This is a genomic window from Streptomyces nymphaeiformis (genome assembly GCF_014203895.1).
Classification (GTDB): domain Bacteria; phylum Actinomycetota; class Actinomycetes; order Streptomycetales; family Streptomycetaceae; genus Streptomyces; species Streptomyces nymphaeiformis.
Genome location: NZ_JACHJY010000001.1, coordinates 1,087,694 through 1,110,857 on the forward strand (window position 1 = coordinate 1,087,694; position 23,164 = coordinate 1,110,857).

A 23,164-nucleotide genomic window follows, 5' to 3' on the forward strand; every position below is an offset into this window, starting at 1 on the left:
CCCTCGCCCTGCGGGACGATTGCCCACAGCTGGTGCGGCGATTGCGCCCGCCTCTGGGCCCTGGCCCACAGCTGGTGCGGCGATTGCGCCCGCCTCTGGGCCCTGGCCCACAGCTGGTGCGGCGATTGCGCCCGTCTCTGGGCCCTGGCCCACAGCCGGTACGGCGATTGCGCCCGTCTCTGGGCCCTGGCCCACAGCCGGTACGGCGATTGCGCCCGCCTCTGGGCCCTGGCCCACAGCCGGTACGGCGATTGCGCCGGCCCCTTGGCCCTGGCCCACAGCCGGTACGGCGCCCGCGGCGGCGTCAGCCGTCGTCGTCACGTCCGCGCTCATGCCGCCTCCTCCGGGGTCAGGAGGTCCGCCACGTCCAGGACGTGGTAGCCGCGCATCGACGGGAGGCAGCTGCCGGTGACCGGGGCGATGGCGGTGGCCCAGTCGGGTGGGATCGCGTCCACGCCGCCCGCCGCGCCGGCCAGGGCGCCCGCCACCGCCGCCGTCGTGTCGGCGTCGCGGCCCATGTTGACGGCCGTGAGGACGGCGGTGCGGAAGTCGCCCCGGGCCGCCGCGAAGGCGCCGAACGCCAGGCCCACCGCCTCCGGCGCCAGGTCCGTCCAGGGGTAGCCGCCGATGACGACCGCCGAGCGGACCTGGCGTTCGCGGGTGAGCGGGTCCGGCTGGACGCGCTGGGCCGCGACGACCGCGCGGCGCAGCGAGCGGGCCGTCCACGAGTCCATCGGGATGACGGAGAGGGCCGCCGCGATGACGGACGTCACCGTCGCCCCCGTCATCGCCGCCGCCACGCCCGCCGCCACCGCCTGGCCCCCGTAGATGCCCTCGCCCTCGTGGCTGACGCTGCCGTCGATGGCGACCAGTCGGGCCGCCTCCGCCGGGCGCCCGGCGGCGAAGACCCCGAAGGGCGCCGCCCGCATGGCGAGGCCGTCCGACCACGCGTGGCGGTGCTGGGCGGAGATGGGCGCCGCCAGGCCCCGGCGGAGGTTCTCCAGGGTGCCGCGCTCGGAGAAGCCCGCCCCGCGGAACGGGCCTTCGTCGAGGTCGGCGATCCAGTGGTGCCAGGCCCGTTCGACGTGGTGGACGGTGAGCGCGGAGCCGTGCCGCGCGAGGAGCAGCGCCGAGAAGATGGCGTACTCGGTGTCGTCGGTGCCCGCCGGGCTGTCCGTGACGAAGCCCTCGATGCGGCCCCAGCGGCGGCGGATCTCGGAGGGCTTCATGTTCTCGGCGGGCGCGCCGAGCGCGTCGCCGACGGCGAGGCCGAGGAGCGCTCCCCTCGCCCGTTCACGCGTGTCGCAGGCCGTCCTCGTCACCATCTCGCGCCCCTTCCTCGACTTCCTCGACGGGAGCGCCGACAGCGGCGTCCCGATGCCTGGATCTGTGCCACGACAGGCCGCGAACTCGCCGAAGAAACGTCTCTGTCACCCGGCTGACATCCCGCCAGGTTGGGTTGCCCTCACTGAGGCGGGCCTTAGTAAGTACGGCCTGGCTTGCTGGCGAGACCCTTACATCGGGCGTATTTTCGACGGTGTTGGGGGCGGCGGGTGCATCCCGGCCCGCCGGATCGAGGGGAGAGCCATGTCCATCATCGAAGCTCAGGCGCCACTGCACGAGGCCCACCGCGACAACCACACGCACCGCGACGTGAACGGCGGTTGGCTGCGCCCGGCGGTGTTCGGCGCGATGGACGGACTCGTCTCCAACCTCGCCCTGATGACCGGTGTCGCCGGTGGCGCGGTCTCCTCGGGGACCGTCGTCATCACGGGCCTCGCGGGCCTCGCGGCCGGCGCCTTCTCCATGGCGGCCGGCGAGTACACCTCCGTCGCCTCGCAGCGCGAGCTCGTCCAGGCGGAACTGGACGTCGAGCGCCGCCAGTTGCGCAAGCACCCCGTCGACGAGATGGAGGAGCTCGCCGCGCTCTACGTCTCCCGCGGTGTCGAGCCCGCGCTCGCCCGCGAGGTCGCGATGCAGCTGTCGAAGGACCCCGAGCAGGCGCTCGAGATCCACGCCCGCGAGGAGCTCGGCATCGACCCGGACGACCTGCCGTCGCCGACGGTCGCCGCCGTCTCGTCCTTCGGCTCGTTCGCGCTCGGCGCGCTCCTGCCCGTCCTGCCGTACCTGCTCGGGGCGACCGCGCTCTGGCCGGCCGTGCTCCTCGCGCTCCTCGGGCTCTTCGCCTGCGGCGCCGTGGTGGCCCGGGTGACGGCTCGCGGCTGGCTCTTCAGCGGCATGCGCCAGCTCGTCCTGGGCGGCGCCGCCGCGGCCGTCACGTACGGGCTCGGCATGCTCTTCGGGGCCGCCTTGTAGCCCACCGGGACCGGTGCGGATTCCGTACCCCATGCAAGACCGAGAGGCCCCCGAAAGGGGCCTCTCGGTCTTTTCGTGTCCTCTTTTCGGGACATGGGCCGCAGAACGGCTGTGACGTATATCCCTGGTCCATTCCGCTGCGGCGATGAGACACTATGCACGACGCCACATATGTAGCCGGTTACTCGGCGGTTTCGAACCCATGACCAACGGGAAAGAGGCCTGAGCGTCACCGGGCAACGAAGCCCACTCTCAGCGACGGGTCGCCGGAGTCCCGAAGAACCTCCGGATCCCGATCCGTCCCCCGCGGGACAGCCTCTGTCGCCGCACCCCACAGGTGAACCCACAGCACCGCTGCGTATCGGCGGTGTCCGCATGCTGGAACGAGCTTTCCACTTATCGAGAAGCCAGCCATCATGTAACCTGCACGAAATTTCGCGGAGGGCCAACGTCGTCCCTCGGCAGCTCCATTGCCACGACGACGACGGGAGAGCCGATGCGTTCCGACGCCTGGTCGCCCATGGACGGTCGCCCCGCTGCTCAGGGGATGTACGACCCCCGTAACGAACACGACGCCTGCGGTGTCGGGTTCGTGGCCACCCTCACCGGTGTGGCCAGCCATGCGCTGGTCGAGCAGGCGCTGACCGTACTGCGCAACCTCGAGCACCGCGGCGCCACCGGCTCCGAGCCCGACTCCGGTGACGGCGCCGGCATCCTGCTCCAGGTCCCGGACGCCTTCCTCCGCGAGGTCGCCGGATTCGAGCTCCCCGAGGCCGGCGCGTACGCCGTCGGCATCGCCTTCCTCCCCGAGGACGGCACCGACGAGACCACCGCGCAGATCGAGGCCATCGCCGCCGAAGAGGGCCTGAACGTCCTCGGCTGGCGCGAGGTCCCCGTCGCCCCCGAGCTGCTCGGCGCCTCCGCCCGCTCCACCATGCCGGTCTTCCGCCAGCTCTTCGTCGCCGACGGCGAGAGCACGGGCATCGCGCTCGACCGCAAGGCCTTCGTCCTGCGCAAGCGCGCCGAGCGCGAGGCCGCGACGTACTTCCCGTCGCTCTCCGCCCGCACCATCGTCTACAAGGGCATGCTGACCACCGGCCAGCTGGAGCCCTTCTTCCCGGACCTGTCGGACCGCCGCTGCGCCACCGCCGTGGCCCTGGTCCACTCCCGGTTCTCCACCAACACCTTCCCGAGCTGGCCGCTGGCCCACCCGTACCGCTTCATCGCCCACAACGGTGAGATCAACACCGTCAAGGGCAACCGGAACTGGATGACCGCCCGCGAGGCCCAGCTCGACTCCACGGCCTTCGGTGAGGGCTCGCTGGAGCGGATCTTCCCGATCTGCACCCCGGACGCCTCCGACTCGGCCTCCTTCGACGAGGTCCTGGAGCTCCTCCACCTCGGCGGCCGCTCCCTGCCGCACGCGGTCCTGATGATGGTCCCGGAGGCGTGGGAGAACCACGAGACCATGGACCCGGCCCGCCGCGCCTTCTACCAGTACCACTCCACGATGATGGAGCCCTGGGACGGCCCGGCCTGCGTCACCTTCACCGATGGCGTCCAGGTCGGCGCGGTCCTCGACCGCAACGGTCTGCGCCCCGGCCGCTACTGGGTCACCGACGAGGGCCTCGTCGTCCTCTCCTCCGAGGTCGGCGTCCTCGACATCGACCCCGCCAAGGTCGTCCGCAAGGGCCGCCTCCAGCCCGGCAAGATGTTCCTCGTCGACACCGCCGAGCACCGCATCGTCGAGGACGACGAGATCAAGGCCGCCCTCGCCGCCGAGCACCCCTACCAGGAGTGGCTGGAGACCGGCGAGATCGAGCTCTCCGACCTCCCCGAGCGCGAGCACATCGTGCACACCCACGCCTCGGTCACCCGCCGCCAGCAGACCTTCGGCTACACCGAGGAAGAGCTCCGCGTCATCCTCGCGCCGATGGCCCGCACCGCCGGCGAGCCGCTCGGCTCCATGGGCACGGACTCGCCGATCGCGGCCCTGTCCTCCCGCCCGCGGCTGCTCTTCGACTACTTCACCCAGCTCTTCGCGCAGGTCACGAACCCGCCGCTGGACGCCATCCGCGAGGAGCTCGTCACCTCGCTCCGGTCCTCCCTCGGCCCCGGCAGCAACCTGCTGGAGCCCACCGCCGGCTCGTGTCGCAGCGTCACCCTGCCCTTCCCGGTGATCGACAACGACGAGCTGGCCAAGCTCATCCACATCAACGCCGACGGCGACATGCCCGGCATGAAGGCCGCGACGCTCTCCGGCCTCTACCGGGTCTCCGGCGGCGGCGAGTCCCTCGCCGCCCGCATCGACGCCATCTGCGCCGAGGCCGACACCGCCATCGAGGGCGGCGCCCGCCTCATCGTGCTCTCCGACCGGCACTCCGACGCCGAGCACGCGCCGATCCCCTCGCTGCTGCTCACCGCGGCCGTCCACCACCACCTCATCCGCACCAAGCAGCGCACCAAGGTGGGTCTGCTGGTCGAGGCCGGTGACGTCCGCGAGGTCCACCACGTCGCCCTGCTCATCGGCTACGGCGCCGCGGCGGTCAACCCGTACCTCGCCATGGAGTCCGTCGAGGACCTGGTCCGCGCCGGCACCTTCATCGAGGGCCTGGAGCCCGAGCAGGCCATCCGGAACCTGATCTACGCCCTCGGCAAGGGCGTCCTCAAGGTCATGTCCAAGATGGGCATCTCCACCGTCGCCTCCTACCGCGGCGCCCAGGTCTTCGAGGCCGTCGGCCTCGACGAGGCCTTCGTCGCCACGTACTTCAACGGCACGGCCACCAAGATCGGCGGCGCCGGTCTCGACGTCGTCGCCAAGGAGGTCGCCGCCCGCCACGCCAAGGCGTACCCCGTCTCCGGCGTCCCCTCGGCGCACCGCGCCCTGGAGATCGGCGGCGAGTACCAGTGGCGCCGCGAGGGCGAGCCGCACCTGTTCGACCCGGAGACCGTCTTCCGCCTCCAGCACGCCACGCGCACCAAGCGGTACGACATCTTCAAGAAGTACACGGAGCGGGTGAACGAGCAGTCCGAGCGCCTCATGACGCTCCGCGGCCTGTTCGGCTTCGCCGCCGGAGGCCGTACCCCGATCTCCATCGACGAGGTCGAGCCGGTCTCCGAGATCGTCAAGCGCTTCTCCACCGGCGCCATGTCGTACGGCTCCATCTCCCGCGAGGCCCACGAGACGCTCGCGATCGCCATGAACCAGCTGGGCGCCAAGTCCAACACCGGTGAGGGCGGCGAGGACCCGGAGCGCCTGTACGACCCGGCGCGCCGCTCCGCGATCAAGCAGGTCGCCTCCGGCCGCTTCGGCGTCACCAGCGAGTACCTGGTCAACGCCGACGACATCCAGATCAAGATGGCGCAGGGCGCCAAGCCCGGCGAGGGCGGCCAGCTGCCCGGCCACAAGGTCTACCCGTGGGTCGCCAAGACGCGTCACTCGACGCCCGGCGTCGGCCTCATCTCGCCGCCGCCGCACCACGACATCTACTCCATCGAGGACCTGGCCCAGCTGATCCACGACCTCAAGAACGCCAACCCGGCCGCCCGCATCCACGTGAAGCTGGTCTCCGAGGTCGGCGTCGGCACGGTCGCCGCCGGTGTCTCCAAGGCCCACGCGGACGTCGTCCTCATCTCCGGCCACGACGGCGGAACGGGCGCCTCCCCGCTGACCTCCCTGAAGCACGCGGGCGGCCCCTGGGAGCTCGGCCTCGCCGAGACCCAGCAGACGCTGCTGCTCAACGGCCTGCGCGACCGGATCGTCGTCCAGACCGACGGCCAGCTGAAGACCGGCCGCGACGTGGTCATCGCCGCGCTGCTCGGCGCCGAGGAGTTCGGTTTCGCGACCGCGCCCCTCGTCGTCTCCGGCTGCGTCATGATGCGCGTCTGCCACCTCGACACCTGCCCGGTCGGCATCGCCACCCAGAACCCGGTCCTGCGCGACCGCTTCTCCGGCAAGGCCGAGTTCGTCGTCAACTTCTTCGAGTTCATCGCCGAGGAGGTCCGCGAGCTCCTCGCCGAGCTGGGCTTCCGCACCCTCGAAGAGGCCGTCGGCCACGCCGAACTGCTCGACACCAGCCGCGCTGTCACGCACTGGAAGGCGCAGGGTCTCGACCTGGAGCCGCTCTTCTACGTGCCCGAGCTGCCCGAGGGCGCGGTCCGCCACGCCCGCGTCGAGCAGGACCACGGCCTGGAGAAGGCCCTCGACAACGAGCTGATCCAGCTCGCCGCCGAGGCCCTGGGCGCCGCCTCCGCCGAGGAGGCCCAGCCGGTCCGCGCCCAGGTCGCCATCCGCAACATCAACCGCACCGTCGGCACCATGCTCGGCCACCAGGTGACGAAGAAGTTCGGTGGCGCCGGCCTCCCGGCCGACACCGTCGACATCACCTTCACCGGCTCCGCCGGCCAGTCCTTCGGCGCCTTCCTGCCCGCCGGTGTCACCCTCCGCCTGGAGGGCGACGCCAACGACTACGTCGGCAAGGGCCTCTCCGGCGGCCGGGTGATCGTCCGCCCGGACCGCGGCGCCGACCACCTGGCCGAGTACTCGACCATCGCGGGCAACACGATCGGCTACGGCGCCACCGGCGGCGAGCTGTTCCTCCGCGGCCGCACCGGCGAGCGCTTCTGCGTCCGCAACTCCGGCGCCCTGGTCGTCTCGGAGGGCGTGGGCGACCACGGCTGCGAGTACATGACCGGCGGCACGGCGGTCGTCCTCGGCGAGACCGGCCGCAACTTCGCGGCCGGCATGTCCGGCGGCGTCGCCTACGTGATCGACCTCGACCGGGACAACGTCAACTCCGGGAACCTGGACGCGATCGAGGCCCCGTCGGACACCGACAGGACCTGGCTGCACGACGTCGTGCGCCGCCACTTCGAGGAGACCGGCTCCACGGTCGCCGAGAAGCTCCTCGCCGACTGGGATGCCGCCGCGGCCCGGTTCAGCAAGATCATCCCCACCACGTACAAGGCAGTGCTCGCCGCCAAGGACGCCGCTGAGCTCGCCGGTCTCTCCGAGACCGAGACCACCGAGAAGATGATGGAGGCTGCGTCCCATGGCTGACCCCAAGGGCTTCCTGACCACCGGGCGCGAAGTCGCCCAGACCCGGCCGGTGGAAGAGCGCGTCAGGGACTGGAACGAGGTCTACGTCCCCGGCTCCCTGCTCCCGATCATCAGCAAGCAGGCCGGCCGCTGCATGGACTGCGGCATCCCGTTCTGCCACAACGGCTGCCCCCTCGGGAACCTGATCCCCGAGTGGAACGACTACGCCTACCGCGAGGACTGGTCGGCGGCGCAGGAGCGCCTGCACGCCACCAACAACTTCCCGGAGTTCACCGGCCGCCTGTGCCCGGCTCCCTGCGAGTCGGCGTGCGTGCTCGGCATCAACCAGCCGGCCGTCACCATCAAGAACGTCGAAGTCTCCATCATCGACAAGGCCTGGGACGCCAACGACGTCAAGCCGCAGGCGCCCGACCGCCTCTCCGGCAAGACCGTCGCCGTCATCGGCTCGGGCCCGGCCGGTCTCGCCGCCGCCCAGCAGCTGACCAGGGCCGGCCACACGGTCGCCGTCTACGAGCGGGCCGACCGCATCGGCGGTCTCCTCCGGTACGGCATCCCCGAGTTCAAGATGGAGAAGCGGCACATCAACCGCCGCATCGAGCAGATGCGCGCGGAGGGCACCAAGTTCCGCACGGGCGTCGAGATCGGCCGCGACATGCCGGCGACGGCGCTGCGCAACCGGTACGACGCGGTCGTCATCGCCGCCGGCGCCACCACCGCCCGCGACCTGCCCGTCCCGGGCCGCGAGCTGAACGGCATCCACCAGGCGATGGAGTACCTGCCGCTCGCCAACAAGGTCGTCGAGGGCGACTTCGTGGCCCCGCCGATCACCGCCGAGGGCAAGCACGTCGTCGTCATCGGCGGCGGCGACACCGGCGCCGACTGCGTCGGCACGGCGCACCGCCAGGGCGCGGCCTCGGTCACGCAGCTGGAGATCATGCCGAAGCCGGGCGACGAGCGGAACGCCGGCCAGCCCTGGCCGACCTTCCCCATGCTCTACAAGGTCACCTCGGCGCACGAGGAGGGCGGCGAGCGGGTCTACTCCGTCTCCACCACCCACTTCGAGGGCGACGAGGACGGCAACGTCCAGTTCCTCCACCTCATCGAGGTCGAGTTCGTCGACGGCAAGCTGACCCAGAAGCCGGGCACGGAGCGCAAGATCCCCGCCCAGCTGGTCACGCTCGCGATGGGCTTCACCGGCACGGACGTGGAGAACGGCCTGGTCGCGCAGTTCGGCCTGGACCTGGACGAGCGGGGCAACGTCGCCCGCGACGCCGACTTCGCCACCAACGTCGACGGCGTCTTCGTCGCCGGCGACGCCGGCCGCGGCCAGTCCCTCATCGTCTGGGCCATCGCCGAGGGCCGCTCCGCCGCCCGCGGCGTGGACCGCTACCTGACGGGCGCCAGCTCCCTGCCGGCCCCGATCCGCCCGACGGACCGCGCCCTGATGGTCTGACCGGCCCCCGAAGACGTCCCGTACAACGACGTACGGAACTGAGCGCAGCGCCCCCTGAATGTCCCCGACCGGACGCCTGGGGGCGCTGTGGTGCGTGGTGTGCGGGTGCGCGAGGGTCCGTTCCGGCGGGGGCTGAGCGCGTTCGTCGTGCGGACTGCTTTCGCGGGCCCGTACTTCACCTGATCTCCAGCCAGGAAGCCCGAGGCTTCAGCCCCAGGAGGAATGGCTTCCCTGGAGTGGAGCCGCGCAGCTGCGGAGTCCTCTTCGCCGTACCTGGAAGGGAAGCTGATATCCCGTCACCTGTCGTACTGGCGTGTTCTGCGTGAAGATTGTCGTGCAGGTGAAGTCGCTGCCTGTGTCCGCGTATGACACGGACGCGTTGGCGGCGACCCTGCGCGCCTGCAATCGGGGCGCAGGCGGCGGTGCGGGTGGTGAAGAAGGTGTGCGACGCCTACGCCGCCCTGAAGGGCAACATCAAGGCCGGGAACCTCGGCCGGGAGGGTTCGAAGCGCCGTCTGCGGGCGGAGTCGAAGCCGATCGTCTTCCGTGAGGACGCGGCGCAGCCGTTCGACGACCGGATCCTGACGTGGAACCCCGACGCCCGTACCGTGCCGATCTGGACCGTGGCCGGGCGGCTCAAGCACCTCCCGTTCGTCTGCTCCGACGAGGCGATGGTGCTCCTGGTTTCCCGCAAGGGGGAGTCGGACCTGGTGCTGCGGGACGGCATGTTCTTCCTGATCGCCACCGTCGACCTGCCCGAGCCCGAGGTGTTCGAGCCGGACGGCTTCCTCGGCGTGGACCTGGGCATCGTCAACATCGCCACCACCAGCGACGGCGAGATCCTCGCCGGCCGCGCGCTGAACCGGTACCGGCAGCGCCACCGTGACCTGCGGCGCAAGTTGCAGAAGAAGCTCACCAAGTCCGCCAAGCGGGCCCTGAAGCGTGTCCGTCGTCGGGAGGCGCGGCACGCCGCGAACACCAACCACATCATCGCCAAACGGCTCGTCGCCACCGCTGAACGCACCTCGCGCGGGATCGCCCTGGAAGACCTCTCGGGCATCCGGCAGAGGGTCACGGCCAAGGAGGACCAGCGGGCACGACTGCACTCCTGGGCGTTCGCCCAGCTCGGCGGCTTCGTCGAGTACAAGGCACGTCGGGCGGGGGTGCCCGTGGTCTTCGTGGATCCGCGCAACACCTCCCGGCAGTGGTCGGAGTGCAAGCACACCCATCGCACGAACAGGGTGACCCAGGCACGGTTCGTGTGCCGGTCCTGCGGGGCCGTCCTGCACGCGGACCACAACGGCTCCCGCAACATCGCCCACCGGGGCGAGGCTGTGTGGAAGCGGGGCGCGGTCAACCGCCCCAGAACCGGCCCATGCTGATTCCGGACGCAGGGGACCACGCGACAGCCGGCCGTGCTCCACTTGCAAGCCCGGTCCCTCAGGGTCGAGTAGTTGACGGGACGCTCCTCCCGGAAAAGACCGGCGACCATGCCGAACGGATGCGGGAGATCCTGGCCGCGCACCAGAAGTACGCCGAGGGCATGCGGCGGCGCGCCGGGGCGGACGTGGCCGACGCGGGGGCGGACGAGGCGTGGGTGTACCCCCGGCTCACCCTGGCCTGGGCCGAGCGGTACTACACGGCCGAACGCGACCTGGCCGACGCGATGCTCGCGGACATCGAGGAGTCGGAGGGGGAACAGTAGATGGCACTGAGCCTGCGGAAGGTCGAGGAGATCGCGCCCGCCCTGGTGAGCCTCTACAAGGAGGCCGGGGCCTCGCTCGCGCGGCACGGGGTCAGCGGGCAGCGGGTCGCGGTCTACCTCGTCATCGACTACTCCGGATCCATGAAGCCGTACTACGCCAACGGCACCGTCCAGGCCCTCGCCGACCGGGTCCTCGGGCTCTCCGCGCACCTCGACGACGACGGGCGGGTGCCGGTGGTCTTCTTCTCCACCGACGTCGACGCGGAGACCGACATCCGGCTCGACGACCACGCCGGCAGGATCGACCGGATCGTCGCCGGCCTCGGCCACATGGGGAAGACGAGCTACCACCTCGCCATGGACGCCGTCATCGACCACTACCTGGACAGCGGCTCCGCCGCGCCCGCGCTCGTCGTCTTCCAGACCGACGGCGGGCCGATCAACAAGCTCGCCGCCGAGCGGTACGTCTGCAAGGCGGCCCGGCTGCCGATCTTCTGGCAGTTCATCGGCTTCGGCGACCCCGGCAGCCGCCAGTTCGAGTTCCTGCGCAGGCTCGACGAGCTGGACGTGCCGGCGAAGCGGCCCCTCGACAACGCCGGCTTCTTCCACGCGGGCCAGGACCCGAGCCGGGTCCCGGACGCCGAGCTGTACGACCGGCTCGTGTCCGAGTTCCCCGCCTGGCTCGCCGCGGCCCGGGCCCAGGGCGTCGTACGGTCATGAACCCCGGCAGCTCTGAACGGGGGCGGGAATTCGCTGGCTCCCGGTCATGGGCGCGGGCGATCATGCGGCCATGAGTTCTCTCGTACGCCACGTGACCATCGACTGCGCCGACGCCTACGCCCTGGCGAGCTTCTGGGCGGAGGTGCTCGACGCCAAGCTCGCCGACGACGACTTCCCCGGCGACCCGGAGGCCCTGGTCGACTCGCCCGGCGCCAACCTCCTCTTCATCCAGGTCCCGGAGCCGAAGGCGGTGAAGAACCGCATCCACCTCGACCTCCAGCCCCAGGACCGCACCCGCGACGAGGAGGTCGAGCGGCTGATCGCCCTCGGCGCCACCCTGGTCGACGACCGCCGGAACGCCGACGGCACCGGCTGGGCGACCATGGCGGACCCGGAGGGCAACGAGTTCTGCGTGGAGCGCAGCGGCGCCGAGCGCGCCGCGACCTCCTGAACCGAGGGCGCCCCGGAGTAATCCGGACAGTGGTTGTCGGGTATCCGGTGTTTCCTGGACTCATGGGAGACACCGGACACCCGACGACCACCTGGTCGGCCTTCGAGGCCGCCGAGCCCGAGCTCGCCGCGATCGTGCGGGAGCGCTTCGGGCAGTACACCCACCACACCCTCGCCACCGTGCGGAAGGACGGCTCGCCCCGCCTCAGCGGCATCGAGGCCGACTTCCGCCGCGGCGAGCTCTGGCTCGGCATGATGCCGAACTCCCGCAAGGCGCTCGACCTGCGCCGCGACCCCCGGTTCGCGCTGATGGCCAACCCCGGCCCCGGCACCGACATGGGCGGCGGGGACGTCCGGATCTCCGGCCGGGCGGTCGAGATCACCGACCGGGAGACCCTGGGCCGGTACGCGGCCGAGGCGGGCGCGCCGCAGCCCTTCCACCTCTTCCGGGTGGAGCCGACCGAGGTCGTACGGACCTGGGTGGACGGCGAGGAGATCGCGTTGCGCAGCTGGGCGCAGGGACGCCCGACGAAGACGCTCCGGCGCGGCAACGACGACGGCCCGCCCAGGCAGGAGGCCTGACTCCTGGGTGGCACGGGCCGGGTGGGACCAGAATGGGCACGTGCCGAACACAGCAAGCAAGAAGAAAAACCAGGTGAGCGGCGGGCCCGAGCGGCGCCGTGAACTCCTCGACACGGCGGCCGAGGTGTTCGCCGCCCAGGGGTACAACGCCACCACTGTCCGCAAGATCGCGGACGCCGCCGGGATGCTCGCCGGCAGCCTCTACTACCACTTCGACTCCAAGGAGTCGATGCTGGACGAGATCCTCTCCACCTTCCTGAACGAGCTGTGGGAGGGGTACGACGCCGTCCTCGACGCCGAGCTCGGACCCCGCGAGACCATCGAGGCCCTGGTCACCGAGTCCTTCCGGGAGATCGACCGGCACCGCGCCGCCGTCGCCATCTACCAGAAGGAGTCCCAGCACCTCGTCGACCAGGACCGCTTCGGCTACCTCGTCGACTCGCAGCGCAAGTTCGAGAAGGCCTGGCTGGGGACCCTGGAGCGGGGCGTCGCCGCCGGGGTCTTCCGCGCGGACCTCGACGTCCGGCTGACGTACCGCTTCGTCCGCGACACCGTCTGGGTCGCCGCGTCCTGGTACCGGCCGGGCGGACAGCACAGCCCGGAGGAGATCGCCCGCCAGTACCTGTCGATGGTCCTGGACGGGATCGCCGTACGGGGTCCCGGGGCGTCCGGGGAGCCCGGGGAGCGGGGGGCCGGGGCGGGAAGGTCCTGAGGCGCACTATTGTTCCGGTAGACATCCGGGACCTGTATCGCGCGTCCCGGGAGAGACAGCCGGGGCCCGTATCGCGTGCTCCGGGAGAGACAGCCGGGGCCCGTATCTCGTGTTCCGGGTAGAGACAGCCGGGGCCCGCATCGCGCAGGTGCGGGCCCCGGCTGTGCCGCGCACCGGCCAGGAAGGCACGAATGACCCGCTCCGAACGTCCCCAGAGGCGAGGCCCCCGCACCGCCCAGGCGAAGTCCACGTCCCAGCCGAAGGGCCCCCGCGGTGGCCGTCGTCCCGCCGCGCCCCCGCCGCCGCAGGAGTTCACTCCGCCGGAGACGGTGACGCCCGCGCTGCCGTCCGTGGCCTCCTTCGAGGACCTGGACATGCCGGCCGCGCTGCTGCGGACGCTCACCGAGCAGGGCGTCACCGAGCCCTTCCCGATCCAGGCCGCGACCCTGCCGAACTCGATCGCCGGGCGCGACGTCCTCGGCCGGGGGCGCACCGGCTCCGGCAAGACCCTCGCCTTCGGGCTCGCGCTCCTCGCCCGTACCGCCGGCCGCCGCGCCGAGCCGACCGCGCCGCTCGCGCTGGTCCTGGTGCCGACCCGCGAGCTCGCGCAGCAGGTGACGGACGCGCTCACGCCGTACGCCTCCGCGCTGCGGCTGCGGATCACCACGGTCGTCGGCGGCATGTCGATCACCCGGCAGTCCTCGTCCCTGCGGCGCGGCGCCGAGGTCCTCATCGCCACGCCGGGCCGGCTCCACGACCTCATCGAGCGGGGCGACTGCCGGCTCGACCAGGTCGCCGTCACGGTCCTCGACGAGGCCGACCAGATGGCCGACATGGGCTTCCTGCCGCAGGTGACGAAGCTGCTGAAGCAGGTCGAGCCGGACGGCCAGCGGCTGCTGTTCTCCGCGACCCTCGACCGGAACATCGACAAGCTGGTCAAGATGTTCCTGGACGACCCGGTCGTGCACTCGGTCGACCCGTCGGCCGGCGCGGTGACCACGATGGAGCACCACGTCCTGTACGTGATGGACGAGACCGACAAGAAGGCCGTCACGCTGCGGATCGCGGCCCGCGAGGGCCGGACGATCCTCTTCATGGACACCAAGCGGTCCGTGGACCGGATGGTCAAGCGGCTGCTGGCCAACGGCGTCCGGGCCTCCGGGCTGCACGGCGGCCGCTCGCAGCCGCAGCGCAACCGGACCCTGGACCAGTTCAAGACCGGCCAGGTCACCACGCTGGTCGCGACGAACGTGGCGGCGCGCGGCATCCACGTCGACGACCTCGACATGGTCGTGAACGTCGACCCGCCGATCGACCACAAGGACTACCTGCACCGGGGCGGCCGCACGGCCCGTGCCGGCGAGTCCGGCAGCGTCTTCACGCTGGTCCTGCCCGAGCAGAAGCGGGACATGGGCCGGCTGATGTCGAACGCGGGCATCAGCCCCCGGACGGCGCAGATCAAGTCGAGCGACGAGGAGCTCGCCGAGCTCACCGGCGCCCGGGAGCCCTCGGGCGTCCCCGTCGTCATCGAGACGCCGCAGCCGACCCCGGCGCGCAAGCCGGCGGCGGCCGGCGGCGGCACGGGCGGCGGCCGTCGCCGTCGCCGTCCGTCCGGTTCCGGTGGCGGTGGTACGGGCACGGCCGCACCGGCCGCGGGCCGCGCCCCCGGCACGTCCGGCGGCCGCGGGTCCGGCACCCCCACCGGAAACCGGACCTCCGGCACCACGACGGGCACGGGCCGGGGCGCCGCCGGCACGGGCGGCTCCGGACGGGCGGCGGCCGGTTCGGGGCGCGGCTCCGGCACCGGCCGGGGTTCCGGCGCGGGTGCCGGGCGCGGTGCGGCGGCGGGCGGCGGCCGGGGCGGGCGTCAGGCCCCGGGCACCAGCCGTTCGCGGAGCGCCGCGAGCTCGCGCAGCTCCAGGCCGAGGCCGACCGACACGTAACGGAAGAGGCTCCCGTAGGAGGTGCGGACCTGGTCGAGGGCGGTGTCCAGGTACTCGTCCCGCACCTCCTGGAGCGGCACGATCAGGTCCGGGTTCTGCATGAGCCCGCCCTGCTTGAGGCCCTCCCGCACGCGCGCGTCGTTCGCGGCGCGGAAGGTGTTGGAGGCCAGGTAGTCCGCGCGGGCGGAGGCCGCCGGCACTCCGAGCAGGGTGAGCAGGAGCCAGCTCGTCCAGCCGGTGCGGTCCTTGCCGGAGGTGCAGTGCAGGAGCAGCGGCCCCCGGCGGGGATCGGCCAGGTCCCGCAGGGTCGCCGCGAGGGCGGCCCGGTTGGCGGGGTCGGTGACGAAGGTGCGGTACACCTCGCGCATGAAGGCGGCGGCCCGGTCGCCGCCGAGCATCTCCTCCTGCCGCACCGGGTCGCGGGAGGATATCGCGGCCATCAGCTGCCCGAAGAGGCCGTGGTCGGTGACGGGCCGGGCGACCGGGACCGGTCCCGCGGGCAGCCGGTCGGCGCCGTCGTAGCCGACCTCCAGCGGGATGCGCAGGTCGACCACGGTGCCGAGGCCGAGCCCGGAGAGGGCGGTGAGGTCGGCGTCGGTGAGCCTGGCGAGGTGGTCACCGCGGTAGGCCAGACCGTACCGGACCCGTGCGCCGTCGTAGGTGACGTATCCGCCGAGGTCGCGGACGTTGACCGCGCCCTGGAGCGGGATCTGCCGGATCGTCGTGGCGGTCGCGGGGCGGGGGCGGGCGACGGCGGGCGGCGCGGCGCCGAGGAGGAGCGCGGCGCCGGTGGTGGCGAGCAGGGCGCGTCGGGACAGGGGCATGGCTGGGCTCCCTTACGGACTGACGGACGTACGGCCGGTGGCGGTACGGCAGACGGAGTCGGGTGGGACAGCCGTGGGCGGACGGGCCCGCGGGGCCGCTCTTCCATCTAACGTTAGTTAGGTGACGTGTCGGCGAGGAACGTAGCACCCGGAGGGGCCGAACGGGAGGGGTGTGCGGCGCCGGTGTGCGCGGAGGCCTGGGCGCCGTCGTCCGCGTCGTCCACGGGATCCGCACGTTGGGGAGGCTTCGGTTAACGTCCGGGGAATTGAAGGTAGTTGGGGTTCCCGACGGGGATCTACGCGCGTCATCATCGCAGTCATGCGAATCCCCCCTCGAATCACCCTCGCCGGCGGTGTCGCCGCCGCCCTCCTCTCCTCCCTCCTCCTCGGCGCCCCGGCCACCGCCGCACCGGCCCCCGCGCCCGTCGCCTCCGTGTCCTCGATCGCGGCGGTCTCGTCCGTCGGGGACATCTGCTACTCGGACCTGCCCACCCAGGCGTACGACACCCTGCGTCTGATCGACGCCGGCGGCCCCTTCCCGTACAGCCAGGACGGGGTCGTCTTCCAGAACCGGGAAGGCGTCCTGCCGGCCCACACCTACGGCTACTACCACGAGTACACGGTGAAGACCCCGGGCGTCTCCACCCGCGGCGCCCGCCGGATCGTGACCGGGAAGGCGCTCGACGAGGACTACTACACCTCCGACCACTACGCCACGTTCGACCTGATCGACTACGCCTGCTGACGTTCCGTCGGTCAGCGGCGCGGGGTCGTCCACTCCAGGCGGGTCCTGACCCGCGGGTCGCGGACGTGTTCCAGGGCGGCGAGCGCCGTCTCGCGCGGCGCGCCGTCCGCCTCCCCGTCCGCGAGGATCGCCGCGAGCGCGTCGACGGCGCGGGGATCCTGGCGGATCGCCAGACCCCGCGCCGCCTCCGCCGCCGTCTCCGGGTCGGCGTCGCCGAGCCGCTCCGCGAGCCCCTCCCGTACGAGCGGGGTGTCGTCGGGCAGCTCGGCGAGCGCCAGCGTCGCCCAGTCCCGCACCCGGGCGTCGCCGTCCCGGCTCAGCGCGAGCAGCACCCCGAGCGCCTCGACGTGCCCGGGCGGCACGATCCCGGCGAGCGCGGCCGCGACCGCACGCCGCACCACCGGGTCGGGATGCCCGGCCGCCGCGAGCAGTTCCGGCACGGCGGCCGCGTCCGCGCACTCCCCGAGCGCCAGGACCGCCGAGAGCAGCGGCTCCCGCGCCGGGGGCACCGCCTCCGCCGCGAGCCGCCGCAGGACCGGGACCGCGCTCGGCCCGAAGCCAGGCAGCGCGCCGAGGACCCGCGCGCCGAGCGCCCGGCGCAGCGGATCGCGGTAGGCGCACCAGCCGGCCGCCGCCACGAAGGTCTCCTCGTCGGCCCGGCCCGCCAGTTCGGCCACCGTCGTCGTCCAGTCGTCGAGCTCGGGGTCGCCGCAGTGCAGCGCCCGCGCCGCGAGCTCCTCGTGCGGGGTGCGCAGGCCGAGCGAGGCCTCCAGGAGCGTGGCGATCGCCGCGTGGCCGGTCCCCCGGTCGTCACCGCGCCCGGGGGCGCCGTTCTCCCGCAGCAGTTCGACGCACACCGTGATCCCGCCGTCCTCCCGGATCCGCCGGACGGCCGCCTCGTACGTCTGCCCGCCCTCGTTCCCGGCGACGAGCCCGCGCCGCAGCTCGGCCGCGATGTCCACGCCGATCCACCGCCGGGCCTCCCGCAGGGCGGCCTCCCGGGCCCGCGCCCCGTGGTCGAGGAGCGCCCGCACGCAGCCGCTGGAGCCGCGCCGGGCGGCGGCGACGAGCGGGAGGACGCCGTCGGGCCCCGGCCGCTCCGGGTCGGCGCCGTGCTCCAGGAGGACCCGGGCCGTGTCGGCGTAGCCGAGGCGGAGGGCCCAGGCGAGGGCGGTGAAGCCGTACGACTCCTCCTGGTCGGCCGCGGCGCCCGCCGCGAGCAGTGCCCGCACCACCTCGGCGTGCCCGGCGCAGGCCGCCCCGCACAGCGGCAGGTCGCCGTCGTCCTCGCCGCTGAGCCGGCCCGGGTCGGCCCCGGCGGCGAGCAGCACCCGCACGATGCCGGCCTCGCCGTCGACGGCCGCCCGGTACAGGGCGGTCTCCCCGTCCTCCCGGCCCTCCGGGTCGGCCCCGTCCCGCAGGGCGCGTACGGCCCCGTCCTCGTCCCCGTGCCGGATCGCGTCGAACAACGTGCTCATGCCCCGACCCTGACCCTCCGTCGGGCCCTGGCGCAAATCGATTGCGGACGGCGGCCGGATGGGTCAGGGGGCGGCCGCGCGCCTCCGGGCCTTGAGCAGCCGCCCGAATCCGGTGAGCAGCCGGTGCCGGAACACGGCACGGGCCGTGCGCTCGGGAGCCTCCTGGAGCAGACGGACGTGTCGCAGCTGCTCCCGGACCGGCGCTTCCGGTTCCGCCGCGAGCGCGCGCGTCAGCTCCTCGTCGCGTCCGCCGGAGGCGAGCGCCTTGAGTCGCAGCAGGCGTTCGTCCTGTCCGCCACCCGGGGCGTCCGTGCCGAACAGGGCCTCCCACCCGGGATGGTCCGGCCACCACTGGGCCATCCAGTTCAGCGCGTGGAGCCGCACGTCGGCGTCCGGGTCGCCGGCCGCGCACGTGTACAGGACGTCACGGACGGCGGGGCGGTGCGAGCAGTCGCGGGCGAGCGACCGGACGAGGGAGAGCCGGACGGCGGGTACGGGATCGTGCTGGGCGAGGTCCAGCAGAAGGGCGGCCACCGCAGGATCGTCGTTCTGTGTCTCGGCGAGGACGTGCGCCGCCTCGACCCGCAGTTCGTCGTCGGGGAGCTCCCGGGCGCAGGCGACGAGGAAGTCGCGCGTGTCCTCCCCGGGTGCGAGGCCGATGATCGCCAGGGCGGCGCTCCGGATCCTGAACGAGCTCAGGGGCCGGTACTCCCGGACGTCCCGGTTCAGGGCCTTCGACAGGCTCCGGAGCGTGTCTTCCGTGAGGCGGTGGACGTCGCGCATCAGCATGCGGAGATCGTCCGGGTGGTTCCGCAGCCAGAGGGCCAGCTCCTTCTCGACGGAGGCCGGCCGGAACGGCTCGCCCAGCTCGACCAGCGGGCGGTACCTGCCGGACCGCCAGGCCGTCAGTGCCCATTCGGCCTCGCTCTCGGGGCCTTCCTCCTCAAGGCGGCCTTCGAGCCGAGCGAGCGCGCGCTGTCGCGCGAACAGCGGGATGCGCGCGTCCTCGTGCTTCTCCCCGCCGTCGCCGTCAGGCCAGGTGAGGCGGTCCACCAGGCTCTCGGCATGGGCGCGCACCGCGTCGAACCGGTCGTGGACCGCACGCTGCTCGAAGAAGCGGCGAGTGCGGTCGTCGGGGTACCCGGCCAGCAGGTGGTCCAGTGCCTGCTTGCGCGGACCGGGCGCGGGATCCCGTACCGCCCGGTCCTGGAGGAACGCGTGTAGCTCCTCGGCCCGTTCGGTGTCGGCCGTCGCGGAGACCAGGGCACGCAGCGCCGTGCCCCGCACCTGGACGTCCTCGTCGTGGACGGCGCAGGTCCTGACCGTCTCCAGGGCGACGGGGCTGCCGGACCACCGCGCAGCCAGTTCGGCGACGGCGGCGGCGCGGCCGCCCGGCGACCAGGTGAAGCGCGCGTACGCGATGACGGCCGTCTCGTCCCGGTGCAGGGCGCAGGCGAGCCGGGCCGCGGTGGGGCCGGGCAGGAACTGACCCCAGACGTGGAACCAGGCCAGGAAGCGGCCGCGCCCCGTCCAGTGCTCGCTGAAGGAGGCCAGCGCGGGAGCGGCTGCCTCGACCGGCAGGTACGACGGGCCGAAGGTGAGGTACTCCCCGCGTCTGAGGCTCTCCAGGCCGAGGACGCGGGTGATCCCGTCGACCACCGTGGTGCTCTGCGGGGCGAGCACGCCGATCTTCTTGACCTCGGCGAGCGCGCGGAGCGCCAGGGACAGCCTTTCGCCCAGGTCGCCGGAGGCCGCCGCGTCGACGAGCCCGTCCACCAGCGTCCCGGTGTCGCGCTCGCGAAGCTGTCCGGCGAGCAGCAGGATCACCTCGTGCCAGGTCGTGTCCCGGGCCCGCGGCAGGAGGACCTCGTGGACGAGCGCCTCGGGGGTCCACTCGCGTTCGTGTTCGTAGCGGTGCACGATGTCGGCCGCGGCGAGGTACTCCAGGAACGTGCGGTGGACGAAGCCCCAGGCGCCCCCGCCGTAGCGGGCGAGGATGAAGTTGCGCTCCCGCAGCTGCTGGACCATGGCGCGGGCGGCGCGGCGCGCGACGTCCGGGGGGATGTCGCAGAGCTGGAGGTACTGGCGGAAGACGTCCTCGATGTCGGCTTCGGGGATGTAGTTGCCGGAGATCCCGCCGGCCCCCTCCTGCATCCTGCGGGCCAGCAGACGGAGCATCTCCAGGCGTTCGACCTGGCCGAGGGCGTCGAGGGCGTCGGCGACCGAGCCCGACAGATGGGTGGTGAGGTGCTTGGCGTCCCGGTCCCAGCGGGCGACGAGCACCGTGACGGCGTGCTGGTACACCCCGTGCCGGTCGCGGGGGAGGGTCTGGCGGCGGCCGAGGATGGCGAGGATGGTCAGCAGGAGCGGGTTGCCGGCCAGTTCCCGTACGGACGCCGAATGGGCGACGGCGTCCTTGAAGCGGTTGAAGAGCCGGTCCGCGAGCGCGGGTTGTTCCGGGCAGGCCGTGTCGAACCACCGGCGCGCGAAGGCGTGGATCCGCGGGGTGTCGAGGTCCTGGATCATGTAGTGGGTGAAGTCCGCCCCGTCGAGCGTCTTCCGCTGGTAGCCGACGACCCGGGACGTGACGACGACCCGGCAGCGCTCGTGGCGGGCGGCGAAGCCGGCGATCCGGCGGGCCGTCTCCGCTCTGAACTCGGGGTCGAAGATCTCGTCCAGACCGTCGAAGACCAGGATGATCCGGCCTTCCCCGAGAAGCCGGGACAGCGTCGGGCGGGGGAGGGCCATCCCCTCGGTGACCCACAGGTGTTCGAGGAAGTCCTCGAACGTCGTCTGCCGCCAGGCGGGCTGCGCGTAGTGCCGCAGCTCGACGACGAGCGGCACGTGTCCCGCGAGCGGTGCCAGAGGGCCGCAAGGGTCCGGATCGGCGGTCAGGGTCATCGCGAGGTAGTGCGCGAGGGTGGACTTGCCAGCTCCGGGGTCGCCGAGGAGGACGACCCGGCGGTTCTCCTCCCGTGCGAGGACCTCCAGGACGTGTTCCGGCGGCCGCTGCCGGTAGGCCTCGACGAGGCTGTCGAGCAGGGCCAGGTCGAGGCCGGGCGGCAGCTCGTCCTCCGCGGCGAGCTCCTCGCCCTGGAGGAGTCGCACCATGAGCTCGCGGGAGAGCTCCACGGGCGGGGGATCGGCCCGTACCGTCGGCACGACGAAGACCTCGCGCAGCTCCACCTTCTGCTGCACGCTCTGGTCGTTGTCCGGGGTCAGCACCTCCAGGTCGAGCCGTCCGTACGACTCGCGGACCCGCCGGGCGTACGTCTTCACGGCGTGGGCGTCGGAGGGCTCGTCGCCCTGTCCGCCCCGGCTCCGGGCGGGACTCCTCGTCGTGGCGAGGACGGTGACGAGCTGCTGGTGCCGGTTCCACCACAACGGCCGTGCCACCAGCGCGGCGGGCACCGGCGCGGAGGCCGGGGCGCAGGCGACGCAGGCGTCGAGAAAGGCCGTCACGAACTCCCACTCGGGGGCCTTGACGAGCTTCCCGCTCAGCAGGCGCTGGACGCCCGAGCTGCTGAGGGCGCGGCCCTTGCGCCCGGCCGCGCGGCTACTGGCCTCCAGCTTGTCGGAACTCGGCGTGCCCGCGGCCACGTGCACCTCGTGCAGCCAGTCGGCGAACCGCCGCCGGGCCTCCGCTCCCCGCTCCAATGACGCTCCCTCCCCGCCGGTCGCGACACCGGGGCGCCCCGGATCGCCCCGGGGTACCCCGGATCCGGGGCCCAGGGTATGCCGTGGCCTGCGGCGATGTCCGGCGTCCGCCGATTTCGCCCGGGATCCGCCGACGGGTGGCGGGGCACCGGAGAGTACTCCCCGTTTCCGCGCGTCACCCAACCGAGAGGGAGTCCTCCGTGTCCACCGAAGTCCGTCCCGAGTCCACCGTGTCCCTGCTCTCCGAGGCCCTCGAACTCCTCGGCCCCGTCGGCCTCCTGGTGCTCCTCGGCGCCCTGCTGGTCTTCGTCGGGGTCGTGCTGCCGACGATCTGGTCGCGGCACGCCTACCGCCGTTCCGCGGCCCGCAGCACCATGAACACGCTGCTGAAGGTGGTGAGGCGGCTCTACCCCTTCTGATGGGGCGTCGACACCGGGAGGGGCGCCCCGCGACGGCAGGACGCCCCTCAGGACCCGCACTCCAGCAGCCGGTACGCGGCCGCTTACGGCCCGCACTCATGCACCGAGCCGCACACCCCGCACCGGGCCCGCAGCGCGCGTCCCGCCGGGACCCGCAGGCGCTGGCCGCAGACCGGGCAGAGGAAGGAGACGCCGGTCGCCGGGGCGCCGCCCTCGAAGGCGTACGGGGCGTCCTCGGCGGCCCGGCCCCTGCGCCGCTGCAGGGAGTACCGGCGGCGCTCGGCCCAGCCCGCCCCGGCCAGCGGTGGCGCGCTCCGCTCCCGCGCGGCCTCGGCCCGGCCCCGTACCCACGCCTCGTACGCGACGGCGCTGGTGAACCACGGCGAGGGGTCCTCGGAGAAGACCTCGGCCCGCTTGGCGAGGACGTAGCCGAACTCCTCCGGGGTGAGGTAGCCGAGCTTCTGGCTCTCGACGCCGTCCCGCCGGTAGGCGTCGAGCAGCAGCCAGCCGGCGCCCAGGTAGGCGGTGGTGACGTCGGTGAGGATCTCGTTCTCCGCGGTGGAGGGGAAGCCGAGGCCGAGCCGGTGCAGCAGGACGTGGGTGATCTCGTGGGCCAGGGCCGCGCCGATGTCCCTGCGGCGGGTCCGGAAGCGGTCGTTGAGCTCCACGAAGTACTCGGGTCCCGCCGTGAGCTCGACGGCCGCCGCGTACTCCATGGGGCGGAAGCTCACCACGATGCGCGCCTCGGGCAGCTGCAGGTGGCGGACGAGGGCGCGGGCGACCCGCTGGGCGCCGAGGTGGAGGTCCTCGTCGTCGCCGAGTTCCACGTCGGCGGCGGTGACGCTGGCGGGATATCGGTGCACTCCGTCGGGGGAGAGGCGGCGGTAGAGCGCGGTGAGCGAGGCCCGCACGGCGGCGCGGTGCGGGAAGCCGCGGATGACACGGTCGGCCCCATCACGGTTCTGCATGCCGGATCCCCCCTCCCGTCCACTGTACGGTCCCTCCACCGGGTCTGGCCGAAAAGGCTTTCTTGTGGCCTCAGTTGGGCGCTGTTCATAATCCGGACATGCCTTGACGAGCGCATGTCATCGCGTACATGCC

17 protein-coding genes are annotated in these 23,164 nt (G+C 72.7%); 12 read left to right on the top strand and 5 right to left on the bottom strand.

All coding sequences use genetic code 11. From position 1 onward, the window contains the following. Positions 1-329 precede the first annotated feature (329 nt). Positions 330-1,325: an ADP-ribosylglycohydrolase family protein gene (locus GGE06_RS04885; protein ID WP_116161525.1), complete on the bottom strand. Its 996-nt coding sequence runs from the start codon at positions 1,323-1,325 to the stop codon at positions 330-332. A gap of 262 nt (positions 1,326-1,587) precedes the next feature. Here GGE06_RS04885 and GGE06_RS04890 point away from each other — a divergent pair, with 262 nt between their 5' ends. The 10 genes from GGE06_RS04890 to GGE06_RS04935 all read left to right on the top strand — a co-directional run bounded on the left by GGE06_RS04890 (position 1,588) and on the right by GGE06_RS04935 (position 14,940). Next, on the top strand, positions 1,588-2,316 hold the full coding sequence (locus GGE06_RS04890; protein ID WP_116161526.1) for a VIT1/CCC1 transporter family protein: 729 nt from the start codon (positions 1,588-1,590) through the stop codon (positions 2,314-2,316). Between the two features lie 496 nt (positions 2,317-2,812). Further along, positions 2,813-7,375: a glutamate synthase large subunit gene (gene gltB, locus GGE06_RS04895; RefSeq protein WP_184930079.1), complete on the top strand. Its 4,563-nt coding sequence runs from the start codon at positions 2,813-2,815 to the stop codon at positions 7,373-7,375. Beyond that, the gene (locus GGE06_RS04900) at positions 7,368-8,828 is read left to right on the top strand and encodes a glutamate synthase subunit beta (RefSeq protein WP_184930080.1); all 1,461 of its coding nucleotides are present in this window, start codon (positions 7,368-7,370) and stop codon (positions 8,826-8,828) included. Before gltB ends, GGE06_RS04900 begins: the two co-directional genes overlap by 8 nt. A 428-nt stretch (positions 8,829-9,256) precedes the next feature. Next, entirely contained in the window at positions 9,257-10,210 is a 954-nt protein-coding gene (locus GGE06_RS04905) for an RNA-guided endonuclease InsQ/TnpB family protein (RefSeq protein WP_312883028.1), read from the top strand. A 119-nt stretch (positions 10,211-10,329) separates the two neighbouring features. Continuing rightward, positions 10,330-10,533, top strand: coding sequence for a hypothetical protein (locus tag GGE06_RS04910; RefSeq protein WP_246532307.1), 204 nt, complete (start codon positions 10,330-10,332; stop codon positions 10,531-10,533). Then, positions 10,534-11,253, top strand: a complete 720-nt coding sequence (locus tag GGE06_RS04915; RefSeq protein WP_184930081.1) for a vWA domain-containing protein — start codon at positions 10,534-10,536, stop codon at positions 11,251-11,253. It begins immediately after the preceding gene. Positions 11,254-11,323: 70 nt separating this feature from the next. Next, positions 11,324-11,704: a VOC family protein gene (locus GGE06_RS04920; RefSeq protein ID WP_181924664.1), complete on the top strand. Its 381-nt coding sequence runs from the start codon at positions 11,324-11,326 to the stop codon at positions 11,702-11,704. Between the two features lie 62 nt (positions 11,705-11,766). Then, entirely contained in the window at positions 11,767-12,285 is a 519-nt protein-coding gene (locus GGE06_RS04925; protein ID WP_184930082.1) for a pyridoxamine 5'-phosphate oxidase family protein, read from the top strand. A gap of 40 nt (positions 12,286-12,325) precedes the next feature. After that, positions 12,326-12,997, top strand: a complete 672-nt coding sequence (locus tag GGE06_RS04930) for a TetR/AcrR family transcriptional regulator (RefSeq protein ID WP_116161532.1) — start codon at positions 12,326-12,328, stop codon at positions 12,995-12,997. 191 nt (positions 12,998-13,188) lie between these two features. After that, positions 13,189-14,940 (top strand): DEAD/DEAH box helicase, encoded by a 1,752-nt coding sequence (locus tag GGE06_RS04935; RefSeq protein ID WP_116161533.1) that lies wholly within the window; start codon positions 13,189-13,191, stop codon positions 14,938-14,940. Here GGE06_RS04935 and GGE06_RS04940 read toward each other — a convergent pair. Then, the gene (locus GGE06_RS04940) at positions 14,865-15,764 is read right to left on the bottom strand and encodes a tyrosine-protein phosphatase (protein WP_116161534.1); all 900 of its coding nucleotides are present in this window, start codon (positions 15,762-15,764) and stop codon (positions 14,865-14,867) included. The genes GGE06_RS04935 and GGE06_RS04940 overlap by 76 nt on opposite strands. 319 nt (positions 15,765-16,083) lie before the next feature. On the opposite strand from GGE06_RS04940, the gene GGE06_RS04945 reads away from it, so the two are divergent. After that, positions 16,084-16,509 (top strand): ribonuclease domain-containing protein, encoded by a 426-nt coding sequence (locus GGE06_RS04945; RefSeq protein WP_116161535.1) that lies wholly within the window; start codon positions 16,084-16,086, stop codon positions 16,507-16,509. A gap of 11 nt (positions 16,510-16,520) precedes the next feature. Here GGE06_RS04945 and GGE06_RS04950 read toward each other — a convergent pair whose 3' ends face one another. Both GGE06_RS04950 and GGE06_RS04955 read right to left on the bottom strand, forming a co-directional pair. Continuing rightward, positions 16,521-17,987, bottom strand: coding sequence for an ankyrin repeat domain-containing protein (locus GGE06_RS04950; protein WP_116161536.1), 1,467 nt, complete (start codon positions 17,985-17,987; stop codon positions 16,521-16,523). Positions 17,988-18,050: 63 nt separating this feature from the next. Further along, a complete protein-coding gene (locus GGE06_RS04955) occupies positions 18,051-21,644 on the bottom strand; it encodes an NACHT domain-containing protein (RefSeq protein WP_184930083.1) in 3,594 nt (1,197 codons plus the stop codon). Positions 21,645-21,844: 200 nt separating this feature from the next. Here GGE06_RS04955 and GGE06_RS04960 point away from each other — a divergent pair, with 200 nt between their 5' ends. Then, positions 21,845-22,063 (top strand): hypothetical protein, encoded by a 219-nt coding sequence (locus GGE06_RS04960; RefSeq protein WP_116161539.1) that lies wholly within the window; start codon positions 21,845-21,847, stop codon positions 22,061-22,063. A gap of 83 nt (positions 22,064-22,146) precedes the next feature. Here the strand turns inward: GGE06_RS04960 and GGE06_RS04965 are convergent, their stop codons facing one another. Next, positions 22,147-23,031, bottom strand: a complete 885-nt coding sequence (locus tag GGE06_RS04965) for a zinc ribbon domain-containing protein (protein ID WP_184930084.1) — start codon at positions 23,029-23,031, stop codon at positions 22,147-22,149. Positions 23,032-23,164 lie beyond the last annotated feature (133 nt).

What these genes read in the sequence shown, in the direction of transcription:
- GGE06_RS04915 (WP_184930081.1), top strand. Translation starts at nt 10,534, where the DNA reads ATGGCACTGAGCCTGCGGAAGGTCGAGGAGATCGCGCCCGCCCTGGTG.
- GGE06_RS04910 (WP_246532307.1), top strand. Translation starts at nt 10,330, where the DNA reads ATGCGGGAGATCCTGGCCGCGCACCAGAAGTACGCCGAGGGCATGCGG.
- GGE06_RS04925 (WP_184930082.1), top strand. Translation starts at nt 11,767, where the DNA reads ATGGGAGACACCGGACACCCGACGACCACCTGGTCGGCCTTCGAGGCC.
- GGE06_RS04935 (WP_116161533.1), top strand. Translation starts at nt 13,189, where the DNA reads ATGACCCGCTCCGAACGTCCCCAGAGGCGAGGCCCCCGCACCGCCCAG.
- GGE06_RS04940 (WP_116161534.1), bottom strand. Translation starts at nt 15,764, where the DNA reads ATGCCCCTGTCCCGACGCGCCCTGCTCGCCACCACCGGCGCCGCGCTC.
- GGE06_RS04945 (WP_116161535.1), top strand. Translation starts at nt 16,084, where the DNA reads ATGCGAATCCCCCCTCGAATCACCCTCGCCGGCGGTGTCGCCGCCGCC.
- GGE06_RS04965 (WP_184930084.1), bottom strand. Translation starts at nt 23,031, where the DNA reads ATGCAGAACCGTGATGGGGCCGACCGTGTCATCCGCGGCTTCCCGCAC.
- GGE06_RS04950 (WP_116161536.1), bottom strand. Translation starts at nt 17,987, where the DNA reads ATGAGCACGTTGTTCGACGCGATCCGGCACGGGGACGAGGACGGGGCC.
- GGE06_RS04890 (WP_116161526.1), top strand. Translation starts at nt 1,588, where the DNA reads ATGTCCATCATCGAAGCTCAGGCGCCACTGCACGAGGCCCACCGCGAC.
- GGE06_RS04920 (WP_181924664.1), top strand. Translation starts at nt 11,324, where the DNA reads ATGAGTTCTCTCGTACGCCACGTGACCATCGACTGCGCCGACGCCTAC.
- gltB (WP_184930079.1), top strand. Translation starts at nt 2,813, where the DNA reads ATGCGTTCCGACGCCTGGTCGCCCATGGACGGTCGCCCCGCTGCTCAG.
- GGE06_RS04900 (WP_184930080.1), top strand. Translation starts at nt 7,368, where the DNA reads ATGGCTGACCCCAAGGGCTTCCTGACCACCGGGCGCGAAGTCGCCCAG.
- GGE06_RS04885 (WP_116161525.1), bottom strand. Translation starts at nt 1,325, where the DNA reads ATGGTGACGAGGACGGCCTGCGACACGCGTGAACGGGCGAGGGGAGCG.